Origin of the sequence: Lentzea aerocolonigenes, assembly GCF_000974445.1 — a bacterium.
GTDB lineage: Bacteria > Actinomycetota > Actinomycetes > Mycobacteriales > Pseudonocardiaceae > Lentzea > Lentzea aerocolonigenes.
This window is the reverse complement of the sequence record NZ_BBOJ01000006.1, coordinates 446592-462380: the sequence shown is the minus strand read 5'-3', so window position 1 is coordinate 462380 and position 15789 is coordinate 446592. Positions and strand designations below refer to the sequence as shown.

The following is a 15789-nucleotide window of genomic DNA, read 5'->3' as shown; positions in this document are numbered from 1 at the left end:
TACCACATTCCCGAGCGTAACCAAGGAGAAATCCTGTGCACCAGCTGACTCCGTCTCCTCACCTTCCGGGCGCGACCGTGCACCGGGTACCGATCGACGGGGTCGAACTCGTCGTGGAGACTCTCGGGCAGGGGCCGGCCGTGCTGCTGCTGCACGGCTTCCCGCACACCCGCGCGATCTGGCGCGATGTCGCACCCCGACTGGCGGCGGCGGGTTTCCGTGCCATCGCGCCGGACCTGCACGGGCTGGGCGACAGCACACCCGCCGTCCGCGGCTACCAGGCATCCGCGATCGCTGCGGACCTGCTCCGCATGTTGGACGTCCTCGGTGACCGCGAGGTGCACGTCGTCGGCACCGATCTGGGTGTCACGCCGGCATTCGCCCTGGCGGCATCGTCGCCTGAGCGCGTGACCAGCCTGACGCTGTCCGAAGGGCTGATCGGACTTCTGCCCGGCGCCGAGGACTTCCTGCGGCAGGGGCCGCCGTGGTGGTTCGGCTTCCACCAGGCGGCCGGTGGTCTGGCCGAGGACGTCCTGGAGAACTCGGCGGAGCGCTACGTCCGCTTCTTCCTCTCCGCCGGCAGTCGCCGAGGTGTGCCGGCGGACCTCACCCGGGTGATCGTCGAGGCCTACCGGGGCAACACAAGTCTCGGCAACGCCTTCGACCACTACCGCGCGATGCCCGCCACCTCGGAATGGATCGGGAACTGGGCGCAGGACCAGCGACTGACGACGCCGACCCTCGCCATCGGTGGTGGTGTGATCGGCGCGGCCACCGCCCGCCAGCTCGAGCCGATCACGGGCCGTCTCGACCAGCACCTGCTCGAGGACTGCGGTCACATCACCCCGATCGACCAGCCGGACGCCTTCGCCGACCTTCTCATCGAGCACGCCAGGGCTGTCTGAGCTCACACCGTGGTCATCCGATCGGAGGATGCGGCCCGGCTGTCCGGTGGACCTGGTTTCATCCGCTGATCTTCAATTCGGTCGATGTTCGGCCGGTGCCGCCGCTGACACGGTGTGCGTGCCAGTGAACCGGGGCCGGAAGGGATCGCGGATGAGTCGATCGGAACGCAACCAGATGAGTCGTCGTGTGCTGCTCGCCAGTGCGGGTGCCGCGGCAGGCGCCACGTTGACGGCCGGAGTGTCCGTGCAGGCGGCCACCGAGTCGGCGGCGTTCGGGCCGGTGAAGATCCGGCCGGGCGATCCGCGTTACGAAGGCCTGTTGCGCGGCAACAACTTCCGGCACGTGGGACGGCCCGACGAGATCCGCGTCGTCGGCTCGACCGACCAGGTGGTGCGCGCGGTGACCGAAGCGGTGCGGGCCGGGAGACGGGTCGCGGTGCGCAGCGGTGGCCACTGCTTCGAGAACTTCACGACCGACCCGGCGGTGCGGGTGCTGCTCGACCTCTCGTCCATGGACGAGGTCGGCTACGACGCCGACAAGCGCGCGTTCGCGGTGCAGCCGGGAGCCACGCTCGGGCAGGTGTACCGGGCGCTGTACAAGGGCTGGGGCGTGACGATTCCCGGCGGCGGTTGCCCTGGGGTGGGTGCAGGCGGGCACTTCGTGGGCGGCGGCTACGGGGCCTTGTCACGCCGGTACGGCTCGGTGGTGGACCACCTGTACGGCGTGGAAGTCGTGGTGGTCGACCGGGACGGCACGGCCCGCGCGGTGACCGCCACCCGTGAGACGAACGACCCGCACCGCGACCTGTGGTGGGCGCACACCGGTGGAGGTGGCGGCAACTTCGGTGTGGTCACGCGGTACTGGCTGCGTTCGCCCGGTGCCACCGGTGATCCGTCCCGGCTGCTGCCGGCCTCGCCGCAGCAGATGCTGGAGTGCGTGCTCGTGTGGCCCTGGGCCGGTATGACCGAGCAGGAGTTCACCACGCTCATGCGCAACTTCGGCGTCTGGCACGAGCACAACAGCGCGCCCGGCTCGCGATCCGCCGGTCTGTTCGGACTCTTCCTGGCGCAGCACCGCAAAGCCGGGTACTTCACGGTGGTCGCGCAGATCGACGCGGGCCTGCCCGGCGCTGAGGGCGTCGTCACGGACTTCGTGACCGCGGTGACCGCCGGCACCAGCGTCCAGCCGATCGTCAACTCGCGGCGGACGTCGCCGTGGGTGCACAAGGCGACCTGGCCGGGCTCGGGTGAGCTGGGCGACGGGGCCACCCGCCGGTACAAGCTCAAAGCCGGTTACCTGCGCCGGTCGCTGACCGACAGGCAACTCGCCGCGGTCTACCGCAACCTGACGAACTCCACCGGCGGTGAGGAGTCCGGCATGTATCTCCTCGGCTATGGCGGCCAGGTGAACGCGGTATCGCCGGAGGCCACCGCCGTGGCCCAACGCGACACGGTGATGAAGGCGGTCTACCAGACGGTGTGGGCCGATGAGGCCGACGACGCGGCCAACCTCTCCTGGATCCGCACCTTCTACCGCGACGTGTACGCCGACACCGGCGGCGTGCCGGTGCCCGACGACGTCAACGACGGCTCCTACATCAACTACCCCGACACCGACCTGGCCGACCCGGCGTGGAACACCTCCGGCGTGCCGGCGCGCACGCTCTACTACAAGGACAACTACCCCCGGCTCCAGCAGGTCAAGGCCCGCTGGGATCCGCGTGGCGTCTTCCGGCACGCCCTGTCGGTGGAACCGCCGGGACGGTGAACGTCCTGCGCTGCAACGAGAAACCAGCACGTCAGTTCCAGAACCAGGAGATGTCCGGCATGGGCAGGTACGAAATCGCCTTGCCCGCTCAACTGAACCGAAGTACCGGCCGGCGCTGCCGGACGAAGCTTTGTCCCCCGTGCGAGCTACACGGAATTGTCCACTGCGTGGTGACGATCTTGGGCCGCTGATCCCATAGCGTTCGAGTGGCAACAAGCGCTCCGGCAGGTCAAGGCCCGCTGGAACCGCTGAGACAGTGAACGTCCGGCTCCGCAACGAGAAAACAGCTTCCAGAACCAGGAGATGTCCGGCATGGGTAGGTACGACAACAAGAAGGTCGTGATCACGGGTGGCAGCAGCGGGATCGGGCTGGCCGCCGCGCAGTCGCTCGTGGACGAAGGAGCGCGAGTGCTGATCACCGGGCGTACCAAGGAAACGCTGGACTCGGCCGCTGAACAGCTCGGCGAGAACGCAGTGGCAGTCCGCAGTGACGCCACCTCGCTCTCCGACATCGAAGCGCTGGCCGACCGGGTGAAGATCGAGTTCGGCACGGTCGACGCCCTGATCGGCAACGCAGGCAGCAACAACGGCTACGGCCCCTTCGAGACGATCACCGAAGAGATGTTCGACCAGGACCTGATGGTCAACACCAAAGGCCCCTACTTCACGATCCAGAAACTCGCCCCGCTCATGGCCGAGGGCAGCGGCATCGTGCTCACCACGACGATCGCCAACGCGCTGGGCCTGCCGATGTTCAGCACGTACGCGGCCGGCAAGGCGGCCCTGCGGTCGATGACCCGCAGCCTGGCCCGGGAACTGCTCCCGCGGAAGATCCGCGTCAACGCGGTCAGTCCGGGCGCCATCGACTCCGGCGCCCTGGAAAGGGCGCTGCCCCCGGAGATGGTCGATCAGGCGGTGGCGCAGTTCATCGCCACCACTCCCATGCAGCGCATGGGAACCCCGGCCGAGGTCGTCAAGGCCGTGCTGTTCCTCGCGTTCGACGCCACCTACACCACCGGCGCCGAGCTCGTCGTGGACGGTGGCACCACTCAGCTCTGAAGAAACCTTTGCGGTGCAACAGCGTCACTGCTCGCGGCCCAGCTGGCGAGGATGTCGATGGCTCGTCGTGAGGGTGATCCGGGTTCGGTGGTGTAGATGAACAGGGTGGTCTCGGGGTCGCCGGGCAGGGCGAGGGTTTCGTAGTCGACGGTGAGGTCTCCGACGAGGTTGTGGCGGAGGCGCTTGGAACCGTGGGTGCGTTGATGGACGCGGTGTTGCGCCCACCACTGGTCGAATTCGCGGCTGCGTTCGCGCAGTTCGGTGACGAGGTCGGTGGTGGCGCGGTCGTCGGGGTTGCGGCCGACTTCGAACCGGAGGCTCTCGACGGCGGCACGGGCTTGGTCGGGCCAGTCGACGAAGAGGGCCCGGGCGTGGTCGTCGAGGAACATCCAGCGGGCGTAGTTGCGGTGGGTGGCGGGGAACTGGTCGAAGTCGGTGAAGAGGGCTTTGGCCATGCGGTTGGCGGCGAGGATGTCGGTGCGGCGGCCGAGGACGAGGGCGGGTTCGCCGTCGAGGGCGTCGAGGAGCTGGTACAGGCCGGGGCGGACGCGTTGGACGTCGTGGCTTTGGCGGGCAGGTGTCGAGGTCAGGCCGATGAGGTCGTTGAGATGGGCGCGTCCGGCGGCGTCGAGGCCGAGGGCGCGGCCGATGGCTTCGACGACGGCGGCGGAGGGCGTGATGCGGCGGCCTTGTTCCAGGCGGGCGTAGTAGTCGGTGGACACGCCGGCGAGGCGAGCGACTTCTTCACGGCGGAGGCCGGGTACGCGGCGGACGCGTCCGTCCGGGGGCAGGCCGGCGCGGGCGGGGTCGACCTGGTTGCGGGCTCGCCGCAGGAAATCGGCGAGTTCCTGGTTGGTTCTGCTCACGGGTTCGAGTGTCCCTGAACCTGCGCGGTCCTGGGTGGACCGGAGAGTCCTAGGTTCCCCGGACCGCGCCTCCACAGGGCGTGATATGGGCCCGTCGAGGGGCTTGTGGCGGGTCACTCTTGAAGCACGCCACCACGGGAACAGCCCGGCGGCGCATTACCGAAAATCATGAGCGAAGGACGACCATGAGTTTCCCTGCGGATCGACCCGCGACCTGGTTCGTGACCGGTACTTCCCGCGGCCTGGGCCTGGAGCTGGTCACGCAGCTGCTCCAGCGCGGCGACCAGGTCGCCGCGACGACCCGTTCCACGGAGCGGCTGCTGGCAGCCCTCGGTGACACCGTCGACACTTCACGGCTGCTGCCGCTGACCGTCGACCTGCGTGATGACGAGCAGGTCCGGCTGGCCGTCCGCCAGGCCGCGGAGCGATTCGGCGGCCTCGACGTGGTCGTCAACAACGCCGGCTACGGCTACCTGGCCGCGGTGGAGGAGACGAGTGCCCGCGAGGTCCGCGGCATGCTCGACGTCCAGGTTTCCGGGGTGTGGAACGTGTTGCGTGCCACGCTGCCGCTCCTTCGTGAGCAGAAGAGCGGCCATGTGGTCAACGTGTCGTCGGTTCTCGGACTGACCGCGGTGGCGGGCTGGGGCCTCTACTGCGCGGGCAAGTTCGCGCTCGAGGGTCTCACCGAAGCGCTGGCCCAGGAGATGGCCGACTTCGGCGTCAGGGTCACCCTCGTCGAGCCCGGCTACTTCCGCACCGACTTCCTCACCACCGACTCGCTCGCGCTGCCCTCCTCGACGACGGAGGCGTACCCCGGTCTGCGTGAGATGACCGAGAACCACCTGAAGCTCCAGGGCAGCCAGCTGGGCGACCCGGTCAAGGGCGCGGAGGCGATCATCCGCCAGGTCGTCAGCGGCGAGGGCCCGCTGCGCCAGCTGCTCGGTTCGGACGCCCACGCCTACGCCACCGCCAAGGTCGATGCCCTGCGCGCGAACCTCGAGGCCACCGCGCAGACCGCCGGCGCCACTGACTTCGCCGACGCCTGAGAGTTCGCCGTCTGTCCAGAAAGGACGAAATCGTGCGCAAGATCCTGATCGTCATGTCCGCCGCCGACATCTGGGAACGCACCGACGGCTCGGAATACCCGACCGGGTACTGGGCCGAAGAGCTCGCCGCGCCCCACGAGAAGTTCGTGCAGGCCGGCTTCACGGTCGACTTCGCTTCCCCCGGCGGCGTTCTGCAGCCGCTCGACGCCCACAGCGCCGACCCGGACATCGCCGGTCCGGACTGTGCGCGCTACGTGGAGCACGCCGCGCAGGCCCTGAGCGAGTTCGGTCCACTGCTCAAGCTCAGCGAGATCGACATGAACGACTACGTCGCCGTGGTCATCCCCGGCGGGCACGGGCCTGTGGTCGACCTCTACCAGGACCGCGACCTCGGCCGCCTGCTCACCGAGGCGGACGCGGCCGGGAAGATCATCGGGGCCGTCTGCCACGGCCCGGCCGGCCTTCTGTCCGCTGTGGACGAGAACGGCAAGTGGCTGTTCGCAGGCCGGGAGATGACGGCCTTCACCGACGAGGAGGAGGAGAGCTTCGGCACTGCGCAAGGCGCTCCGTGGCTGCTGGCCAGCACGCTGCGTCAGAAGGGTGCGAAGCATTCCGGGGGACCGGCGTACCAGGCGCACAACGTGCAGGACCGGAACCTCTTCACCGGCCAGAACCCGGCCTCCAGCGCCCCCATGGCCGAAGCCATGATCGGCGCCCTCAAGTAGCAGTGCTCCCACCGAGTTCGTGCCGCCGCTTCCACGGGGAGCGGCGGCACCGGCCGACCCGTCGTGATCGCTCAGGAAGAAGCGTGGAATCCGTGCTCACACGTATGTCTCAACTCGATGCCGTTGAACGTGTCGAGAAGGGTTTGTTCATCGGCGGTCGATGGCGATCGGCATCCGGCGGCGGCAGCTTCTCGGTAGAGGATCCCGCCACCGGCCGCACGCTGTGCGAGGTGTCGGACGCGACTCCGGCGGATGCGCTGGCCGCCCTGGACGCTGCGAGTACCGCACAGGCGAAGTGGGCCGCGGTACCCCCGCGCCGGCGGGGCGAGATTCTTCGGCGCGCCCACGATCTGCTGATCGAGCGCAGGGACGAGTTCGCGTTGCTGATCACCCTGGAGATGGGCAAGGCACTGGCGGAGTCCAGGGCGGAGGTCGAGTACGGCGCGAACTACCTGCGCTGGTTCGGTGAGGAAGCCGTCCGGATCGACGGAAGCTGGAAGGTCAGCGAGGACGGCACCGCCCGAGTGCTGGTCACCCGTCAGCCGGTCGGGCCCTGCCTGCTGATCACGCCGTGGAACGCGCCGCTGGCCATGCCGGCCCGCAAGATCGGCCCGGCCGTGGCCGCCGGCTGCACCACGGTGGTCAAACCCGCGCAACAGACACCCCTGACGATGGCTGCGCTGGCAGCGCTGCTGACCGAAGCCGGCCTCCCCGACGGCGTGCTCAACATCGTTCCCACCACACGAGCCGCCGCGATCACCGAGGCCCTCCTGGGGGACGGCCGGCTGCGCAAGTTGTCGTTCACCGGCTCCACGCCCGTCGGCCGCACGTTGCTGTCCCAGGCGGCCGACACCGTCCTGCGGACCTCGATGGAGCTGGGGGGCAACGCTCCGTTCATCGTCTGCCGCGACGCCGACATCGACGCCGCGGTCGAGGGTGCGATGACCGCCAAGCTCCGCAACGTCGGTGAGGCCTGCATCGCCGCCAATCGCTTCCACGTCCACGCCGACGTCGTCGACGAGTTCAGCGAGAAGCTCGTCGCGCGCATGAGCACCATCACCGTCGGGCCCGGCACGGACCCCGCCTCCGACCTCGGGCCGATGATCGACGCGCGCCAGCGGCGCAGGGTCGCGGACCTGGTCGACGAAACAGTCGGCGCGGGCGCCCGAGTGCGCGCCGGCGCTCGGATCGCAGAGGGGCCGGGCTACTTCTACCCGCCCACCGTGCTCACCGACGTCCCCGCCGGAGCTCGCATCACCCGCGAGGAGATCTTCGGCCCGGTCGCGGCCATCCAGACTTTCAGCACCGAAGCCGAAGTCCTTCGCGACGCCAACGACACCGAGTTCGGTCTCGTGAGCTACCTCTACACCCGGGACCTGGGCCAGGCGCTCCGGATGAGCGAACAGCTCGAAACGGGCATGGTGGGCCTCAACCGCGGCTACGTCTCCGACCCGAGCGCTCCCTTCGGCGGCATGAAGCAGTCCGGCATCGGCAGGGAAGGTGGCAACACCGGGATCGACGAATACCTGGAGCAGAAGTACGTCGCCATCCACGTGGGTACTCCTCAGTCCGGGGACGACGGGCGATGACCGGCAGCACCGTTTTCGACTCGTTCCTGTACCGGGACTTGTTCGGGACAGCCGAGATGCGGGCTGTCTTCAGCGACCAGGCCTACGTGGATCAGGTTGTTCGCGTCGAGGTCGCCCTGGCACAGGCAGAGGCACGAGTCGGCGTCATACCGCGCCGCAGTGCGGACCTGATCGCGGCATCGTGCGACCCGGCGCGGCTCGACCGTGATCGGCTTCGCCGCGACACGGACACGGTCGGATACCCGATCCTGCCCATCGTCGAGCAACTCGCCGAGCAATGTGGTGACGCAGGCGGACATGTGCATTGGGGAGCCACCACCCAGGACATCATGGACACGGCGACGGTTCTCCAGTGCGCCAAGGGTTTGACCCTGATCTCGGAGGCGCTCGACCGCCTGCGCTCGCACTTGCGCCATCTGGCCGCGGAGCACATCGACACGGTCACCGCCGGCCGGACTCATCTCCAACACGCTCTGCCCGTCACCTTCGGCTACCGGGTGGCCGTCTGGTTGTCCGCGCTGGACCGCCATGCCGATCGGCTGGCGGCTGTGCGGGAGCGGGACCTGATGGTGCAGTTCGGAGGAGCAGCAGGAACCCTGGCTTCTCTCGGCCCTGGCCCGGCCGGCCTTCGAGTACGGGCCGAACTGGCCGCGGAACTCAATCTGCGCGATCCCGAGATCACGTGGCACGTCGCGCGGGACGGCCTTGCCGAGATCGTCGGCCTGCTGGCGGCGATCGGTGCTTCGGTCGGCAAGATCGGCACCGATGTCGCGTTGATGTGCTCGACGGAGTTCGGCGAACTCGCCGAACCGTTCGTGCCGGGCCGGGGGGCCAGTTCCACGATGCCCCAGAAACGCAACCCCGTCTCCAGCGAGCTCATGGTGGCGGCGGCGAAGCTGCTCCGTGACAAGTCCTCCGCCATGCTCGACGCGATGGTGCAGGACTTCGAGCGCGCCACCGGGCCCTGGCACGTCGAATGGGCCGTGGTCTCCGAGGCGTTCCTGCTGCTCGCCTCCTCGCTTTCCCAGGCTGAGCAGGCGATGGCCGGTCTGCACGTCGACGCGGAGCGAATGCGAGCCAACCTGGGCTTGACGGGCGGGCTCATCGCCGCGGAAGCGGTGATGATGGCTCTCGCACCCGAGATCGGCCGTCAGCGTGCCCACAAACTCGTCTACGCCGCCTGCAGTCGAGTACGAGACGCCGGCACCGAGCTGGCCGTCGAACTGCGACACGACCCGGAGGTCGCGGCGATCCTCGGCGACGACCGGATCGACGCGCTCTGCGACCCCGCCGGTTACCTGGGAAGCGCCCAGGCCATGGTCCGCAGCGCAGTGGGGATCGCCGCGGAGCGAACCGGTGCGTAGGACCGAGACAGCCCTGTCCTCCATTCTCCGATCGGAGGATGGAGGGGTCTACCGCCTCCGCGGTGATCCCCGCCCGTCAGGTCGATCCGGCGTACTCCCGCGGGCGGCAGGTTTGTGCGCATGGCCATCATCGAGGTACGCCGCCGCGTCAAGCGCCACGGCGATCACACGCTCACCTCTCGGTGGAGCAGATCGCGTGCCGGCCAGGCGTGCTGAACATGTTGTGCACCGAAGAGAAAGGCCAGTCAGTGTCCGAGCTGCTCGAGGCCCAGCTCGCCTTGGTGGCCTCACAGCTGCTGCAGCAGGCCGACGAACTGGTGGCCGCGCAGTTGCGGTTGACCGGCGCGATCGGCTCGTATCAGGTGGTTCCGCCGTTGGAGGTCCGGCCGTCCGCGCACCGCAACGTCGTCCGCGTGGTCGCCGCGCTCGGCGGCGGGGAGAACCTGACGGCCGGGCCGGCGGAGGATGAGCGGGAGACGGGGCGGCGGCGGGCGTTGCAGGGCATCCCCGTCGCCGACGTGCTGGCCGCCTATCGGGGTGGTGTCGCGTTGCTGCGCGACGAGTTTCTCCGGATCGCGCGGGAGGAGGGAATCCCGGCCGATGCCGTGCTGCTGGGCACGCAGCGGATCTGGCAGCTCGGCGATCACTACAGCAACGAGTTCCTCGCCGGTCACCGGGAAGCCGAGCTGGACCTCACGCGTCGCGAGGAGCAGCAACGGAAGACCCTGCTCGCCCGCCTGCTGGACGGCACGCTGACGACCGACCAGATGGTCGCCGCGGGGGTCGGGTTCGGGCTCGCCGGCGACGGGCACTACTGGGTCCTGCGGGCACGATCCGCGAGCACCGACCCGTTCGCGCTCGCCCGCGTGCTGGAACGCGCGGCCGGGCCGCAGGACACGGTCCTGGTCGGCACCTACGGCGGCGATGCGGCGGCCGTGCTCTCCCACCCCGTCACCGGCGGGCTGGCCGACGACGTCACGGTCGGCCTGGCCGGCCCGGCCGGACTGTCGGGGTTGCGCGCCGGATTCGTGGAAGCCACGCAACTGCTCGCGGCAGCCATCAGACTCGGCCACCGCGGAATCGTCGACCGCAGACGCATGGCGCTGCGGCTGGCGGTGGCGAACGAGCCGGAGCTGGGAAAGTACCTCCACACCCGTTACGTCGAACCGATTCAGGCGGAGAGTGCCATCGGCGAGGCCTTGCTCGCCACCGTCGAAACCTACTTGTCCCGGCGGCGGTCGATCCCCGAAGCCGCCGCCGCCTTGTCCATCCACGTCAACACATTGCGCTACCGGCTGGAACGGTACGCCGCGCTGACCGAAGCGGACCTCCAGGACACGGAAACCATGTTCGAGGTGTGGTGGGCCCTTCAGTACCGCAATTTGTACGGATCTCCAATTGGCGTCGGCTGACGTTGTAGTGCCGCACCTGGTTTCCCGACTGGATCGGTTGATACGTTTTTGTCGTTGACGCACGCAGTCATCGCCGGTTTCCGGCGTATCGTCATTCATTCTACGGAGAACTCAGTTGGCTCGAAAATTGAAGAAGTTGGCCGCGACCGCATTGGCCACTATCGCGATGACGGCCGCAATTCCCGTCAGTTCGGCGTTTGCAATCGACGAAGTCGGCTGCAACACCAGTGAATACATGCGGGTCTCGTATCACTCCACGACCGGCACCAGTTATACGCGATGCTTCGCGAACGCTGGATCCAGGCGTATTTACGACCAGTTCAGCCGGAGCGTCTGGGTCACCGAGATCTGGACGGGCAACAACCGCGTCCAGTGGAACGGCGACGGGCGGTGGCAGCCGGACAATCCGATCGACAGGTGGACCAGTTTCACCTGGCCGAACAACCCCGGCGGGGTCAGGATGGACGAGATCCGGATCCTCTGAGTGGTTTCGGGGCCAAGCCGGTCTTTCCGGCACGGCGCGGTTTTCTGCAGCTCAGCTTCCGGCGGTACTGAGTCAACGAATTGGGGTTATGGTGAAGAAGGGGATCCTGGCCGGCGCAGGCGCCGTCGTCGCAATGCTGGCGGCACTCCTGCAGCCGCCCGCGACCGCCTCCGCGGTGGAGGTCGACTGTGTTGATTCGAACTTCGTCCACGTCTGGTGGCACCCCAGCGGCGGGCCCATGTACGAGACGTGTTTCGCGGGCGCCGGCAGGAACTGGTTCAGGGGTGCAATCGGCTACTCCAGCTGGATGCAACATCTCCGCACCGGCAACAACGACATCACGTTCGTGGACTGCAACGGGACAACGCAGGATTTCCCGCGAGGCAGCGACATCTCGTTCAGCACCGACCGGTGTGTTGCCTGGATCAACATCAAGCCCTACTGATCGCTGAGAGGGCGGCGCTGGTTCGGGCCGCGGCAGACCCGCGGCCCGAACGTCCACAGTGGACTTTGCAAACAAGTGTGCCGGGAACGTCCTTGTTGGACAGACGGCTCGCGGCCGAGCGCTCCGGTTCGCAGGGGTGTCCATGAAATGCGCGCGCAACCCGGCAATGCACTCGGATAGCCTTCTGCGATGACCACGTCCGGCTCTGAGCCACACACCCGACTGCGGGTTCCTGCCAAGGCGGCACTGGACGCCGAAGTGGAGCGCCACTGGGGCCGGGTATGGGACGAGCGTGGCGTCTACGCGTTCGACCGCTCGCGCAGCCGCGGCGAGGTGTACTCGATCGACACCCCGCCGCCGACTGTCAGTGGTTCGCTGCACGTCGGGCACGTCTTTTCCTACACGCACATCGACTTGATCGCCCGGTACCAGAGGATGTCCGGACGGATGGTCTTCTTCCCGATGGGCTGGGACGACAACGGCCTGCCGACCGAGCGGCGCGTGCAGAACTACTACGGCGTCCGGTGCGACCCCACCCTGCCCTACGACCCGAACCTCGAGCCACCGGCAAAGCCAGGCAAGCAACAGGTGCCGGTGTCGCGTGCCAACTTCATCGAACTGTGCGAGCAGCTGACTCGGCAAGACGAACAAGTGTTTGAAGAGTTGTGGCGGCGGCTGGGGTTGTCGGTCGACTGGTCGATGAGCTATCGCACGATCGACGCCCGGTGCCGTGCTGCCGCGCAGCGGGCGTTCCTGCGCCGCCTGGATCAGGGCGACGCCTACCAGGCGTTGGCGCCCTCGTTGTGGGACACCACCTTTCAGACCGCGGTGGCACAGGCCGAGCTCGAGGATCGCACCATCGCCGGTGCTTTTCACCGACTTCGCTTTGCCGGCCCCGGTGGTGACGTGGTGATCGACACCACGCGGCCCGAACTGCTTCCCGCTTGCGTCGCGTTGGTGTGCCATCCAGACGACAACCGCTACCAGGCGCTGGTCGGTAAGACGGTTCGTACGCCGCTCTTTGACGTCGAGGTGCCGGTCGTGGCTCATCACCTGGCCGATCCCGAGAAGGGGACAGGCATCGCGATGGTGTGCACGTTCGGCGACGTGACTGACACCATCTGGTGGCGTGAACTGGGACTCACCACCCGGACGATCATCACCCCGTCCGGACGCATCGCCGCCGAGCCGCCGTTCGGCGTCGACTCTGTTGGTGCACGAGCGGTCTACGACCAGCTCGCCGGTTTGTCGGTGGAGAAGGCCAAGACCGAGATCGTCCGGTTGCTGGCCGACGCCGGCGCCTTGGACGGCGAGCCGCGCAAGCTCCACCACGCGGTCAAGTTCTACGAACGTGGTGACCGGCCGTTGCAGGTGATCACCACGAGGCAGTGGTACGTCCGCAACGGTGCCAAGGATGACGACCTCCGGGACCAGTTGAAGGTCCGCGGTGCGGAGCTGTCCTGGCACCCGCCGTTCATGGAGTCCCGCTACCAGCACTGGGTCGACGGGCTCAACAGCGACTGGCTCATCAGCCGGCAGCGCTTCTTCGGGGTGCCGATCCCCGTGTGGTACCCGCTGGACAGCAACGGTGATCCGCGCTACGACACTCCGATCGCAGCCTCGGAAGAACGGCTGCCCATCGACCCTGCCGCCGAGCCGCCGCCCGGTTACACCGCCGAACAGCGGGGAAAGCCTGGCGGGTTCATCGGGGACCCGGACGTCATGGACACCTGGGCCACCTCCGCGTTGACGCCGCTCATCGCAAGTGGGTGGGAGGAGGAGCCGGACCTGTTGGCTCGGGTCTATCCGATGGACCTCCGCCCGCAGGCCCACGAGATCATCCGCACCTGGTTGTTCGCCACGATTCTGCGCAACCAGCAGGAGACGGGGCAGTTGCCGTGGCGACATGCCCTGATTTCCGGCTGGATCCTGGATCCGGACCGCAAGAAGATGTCGAAGTCCAAGGGCAACGTCGTCACTCCGATGAGCCTGCTGGAGAAGTACGGATCCGACGGCGCTCGCTACTGGGCGGCCAACGGCCGGCCCGGTACGGACACCGCCTTCGACGAGGACCAGATGAAGGTCGGTCGCAGGCTGGCGCTCAAGCTGTTGAACGTGACCAAGTTCGTGTTGGGCATCCTCGGGCAGGAGGTCGCCGAGGTCGAACGCATGACTGCGGAGCAGGTGACCGAGCCGCTCGACCGGGCCCTGCTCGCACGCTTGGCGGACGTTGTCGGCGAGGTCGAACGCATGACTGCGGAGCAGGTGACCGAGCCGCTCGACCGGGCCCTGCTCGCACGCTTGGCGGACGTTGTCGGCGAGGCGACTGCCGCGTTCGAGAGCTATGACTACTCGCGTGCGCTGGCAGCGGCGGAGACCGTGTTCTGGCCGTTCTGCGACGACTACGTCGAACTCGTCAAGAACCGTGCCTACGGCGCCTCTGACACGGCCGACGTTCGTGCCACTCGGTCGGCCCGGATCGCGCTGGTCATCGCTTTGAGGACGTTCACCAAGCTTTTCGCTCCAGTGCTCGTGTACGCGACGGAGGAGGCGTGGTCGTGGTGGCACGGCGCCGAGGTGGGCGACGAGTCCGTTCACTTGTCGGCCTGGCCCGACGCCGCCTCTTTGACGCCGGTCGACGCCGATCCGGGTGTCTGGGACGCCGCGGGTGAGGTCTTGCGACGTGCGCGGAAAGCCAAGACCGACGCTCAGGTGTCGATGCGTGCTGAACTGGCATGTCTGCGGGTGGCCGGGCCAGCGCCGTGGCTTGACCGCGTACGGGCTGTCGCGGACGATGTGGCCGACGCCAGCCGGGCCGCTGATCTCCGGTTCGACGAAGCTGTTGAGGTTGTTGTAGAGGCCGAGTTCGCGTCCACCACGACCGCTTGAGGCTCGACAGCGCGCGCCTGACCGTTTCCGTCAGGCGCGTTGTCAGCCCAACGCCGTGTCGTACCGGCTACCGGGTCTGGCTCTCGGCGTACCGGATCGTCCAGGAAGCGTTGAGCAACAGCGGGAGGCACGCGCCCGGCAGCCACAGCTCGTACTCCGGCACCGCGTTCAGACGGTTGCCGGGGGATGCAGCGGCTCCACGGCACACATGGCGTCGGCGATCCAGACATGGGGGATGCTGTCGAGGTCCTCGTCGATCGCGGTCCCGTTGATCAACGCCACCAGGGACAGGTACCGGCCGTGGGTGTCGTCGTAGCCGGGGCTTTCGGAGCTGGCTTCCTCTTCGGCGATCTGGCGCAGGATGTCGGGCATCTGCCGGTATCCGTCGGCTGTCCGGTTTCGGACTTCGGGGGTGAGAGGTGTGCCGGACAGCGCGGCGGCCGCGCCCATGAAGCGTGTGACGGCCTGTTGGGCCCGAGGCGACCGCGGGGACTCGCCGGCCCGGTAGGCGGCAAGGAGTTCCTGCATCAGCGGGGCACCGGTCACGTGGATGAATTCCTGGAACGGCTCGGTCGCCACGGCCCTGGCCTCGGGTGCGGAGTACGTGTCGTGCAGGTAGGTGCGGACCGCGTGGCGGAACGCCGGGTCCGTCACCAGGTCGGCCAGCTCGATCCAGGCCTCGAGCTGGGCGGCGGTGGGGTCCGCGGGCAGGACGGGGCGCATCGTCCGCAACCGGTCGACGAAACCGTCGGGGACGTCCAGGCCCTCGCCGATGTCGTTCCAGAAGTCGTCGATGGTCTGTTCGCGTTGCTCGTCGGTCATCGAGACGAGCTTGTGCATCAGGTCGGCCTGGACGGTCGTGCCGCCCTGTTTGACGAGGGTCCTGAGCACCGCCCGCCTGGCCCGCAGGGTGCGCTCCTGGCGCTCGACGATCTCCAGGTGGGTGGTGAGCAGGTCGTGCAGGGTCGTGCCGCCGTCGAGCAGGCGGCGGATCTCGTTCAGGTCGGTGTCCAGCTCGCGCAGGGTGCGGACGAGTTCCAGCCGGGCGATGGCGTGGATGTCGTACATCCGATGGCCCGCCTCGTTCAGGCCTGTGGGCGCGATGAGCCCGGTGTCGGCGTAGAACCGGACGGCGCTCACGCTCAGGCCGCTGCGGCGCGCGGCGTCTCCGATGGGGTACAGCTCGTGATCGTCGTTCATGGAGGCCACTGTGATGCCTCAAGCCGCTTGAGGCGCA

The 15789-nt window shown here is 68.1% G+C and carries 13 protein-coding genes; 11 read left to right on the top strand and 2 right to left on the bottom strand.

Annotated features, from left to right (window positions below; translation table 11 throughout):
* Positions 1-35 precede the first annotated feature (35 nt).
* The 3 genes from AOM45_RS14675 to AOM45_RS14665 all read left to right on the top strand — a co-directional run bounded on the left by AOM45_RS14675 (position 36) and on the right by AOM45_RS14665 (position 3732).
* Positions 36-905, top strand: coding sequence for an alpha/beta fold hydrolase (locus tag AOM45_RS14675; RefSeq protein WP_051784496.1), 870 nt, complete (start codon positions 36-38; stop codon positions 903-905).
* 151 nt (positions 906-1056) lie between these two features.
* A complete protein-coding gene (locus AOM45_RS14670) occupies positions 1057-2673 on the top strand; it encodes an FAD-binding oxidoreductase (RefSeq protein ID WP_030472235.1) in 1617 nt (538 codons plus the stop codon).
* Positions 2674-2985: 312 nt separating this feature from the next.
* Positions 2986-3732, top strand: a complete 747-nt coding sequence (locus tag AOM45_RS14665) for a glucose 1-dehydrogenase (RefSeq protein ID WP_030472234.1) — start codon at positions 2986-2988, stop codon at positions 3730-3732.
* Here AOM45_RS14665 and AOM45_RS14660 read toward each other — a convergent pair.
* The gene (locus AOM45_RS14660; RefSeq protein ID WP_030472233.1) at positions 3723-4598 is read right to left on the bottom strand and encodes a helix-turn-helix transcriptional regulator; all 876 of its coding nucleotides are present in this window, start codon (positions 4596-4598) and stop codon (positions 3723-3725) included. The genes AOM45_RS14665 and AOM45_RS14660 overlap by 10 nt on opposite strands.
* A gap of 185 nt (positions 4599-4783) precedes the next feature.
* Between AOM45_RS14660 and AOM45_RS14655 the strand changes: the two genes are divergently transcribed.
* The 8 genes from AOM45_RS14655 to valS all read left to right on the top strand — a co-directional run bounded on the left by AOM45_RS14655 (position 4784) and on the right by valS (position 14552).
* Entirely contained in the window at positions 4784-5644 is an 861-nt protein-coding gene (locus tag AOM45_RS14655; RefSeq protein WP_030472232.1) for an SDR family NAD(P)-dependent oxidoreductase, read from the top strand.
* A gap of 32 nt (positions 5645-5676) precedes the next feature.
* Complete coding sequence (locus tag AOM45_RS14650; protein WP_030472231.1) at positions 5677-6369, top strand: type 1 glutamine amidotransferase domain-containing protein; 693 nt, start codon at positions 5677-5679, stop codon at positions 6367-6369.
* A gap of 104 nt (positions 6370-6473) precedes the next feature.
* Positions 6474-7958: an NAD-dependent succinate-semialdehyde dehydrogenase gene (locus AOM45_RS14645; RefSeq protein ID WP_030472230.1), complete on the top strand. Its 1485-nt coding sequence runs from the start codon at positions 6474-6476 to the stop codon at positions 7956-7958.
* Positions 7955-9322: a class-II fumarase/aspartase family protein gene (locus tag AOM45_RS14640; RefSeq protein WP_030472229.1), complete on the top strand. Its 1368-nt coding sequence runs from the start codon at positions 7955-7957 to the stop codon at positions 9320-9322. Before AOM45_RS14645 ends, AOM45_RS14640 begins: the two co-directional genes overlap by 4 nt.
* A gap of 248 nt (positions 9323-9570) precedes the next feature.
* Positions 9571-10734, top strand: coding sequence for a PucR family transcriptional regulator (locus AOM45_RS14635; protein ID WP_162185743.1), 1164 nt, complete (start codon positions 9571-9573; stop codon positions 10732-10734).
* 127 nt (positions 10735-10861) lie between these two features.
* Entirely contained in the window at positions 10862-11218 is a 357-nt protein-coding gene (locus tag AOM45_RS14630) for a beta/gamma crystallin domain-containing protein (protein ID WP_051784495.1), read from the top strand.
* Positions 11219-11309: 91 nt separating this feature from the next.
* Positions 11310-11663 carry a beta/gamma crystallin domain-containing protein gene (locus AOM45_RS14625; RefSeq protein ID WP_162185742.1) on the top strand — a complete coding sequence of 118 codons (354 nt, stop codon included), beginning with the start codon at positions 11310-11312 and terminating at the stop codon, positions 11661-11663.
* A gap of 189 nt (positions 11664-11852) precedes the next feature.
* The gene (gene valS / locus AOM45_RS14620; protein ID WP_030472225.1) at positions 11853-14552 is read left to right on the top strand and encodes a valine--tRNA ligase; all 2700 of its coding nucleotides are present in this window, start codon (positions 11853-11855) and stop codon (positions 14550-14552) included.
* Positions 14553-14720: 168 nt separating this feature from the next.
* Here the strand turns inward: valS and AOM45_RS14615 are convergent, their stop codons facing one another.
* Positions 14721-15752 carry a helix-turn-helix domain-containing protein gene (locus AOM45_RS14615; RefSeq protein WP_035913074.1) on the bottom strand — a complete coding sequence of 344 codons (1032 nt, stop codon included), beginning with the start codon at positions 15750-15752 and terminating at the stop codon, positions 14721-14723.
* Positions 15753-15789 lie beyond the last annotated feature (37 nt).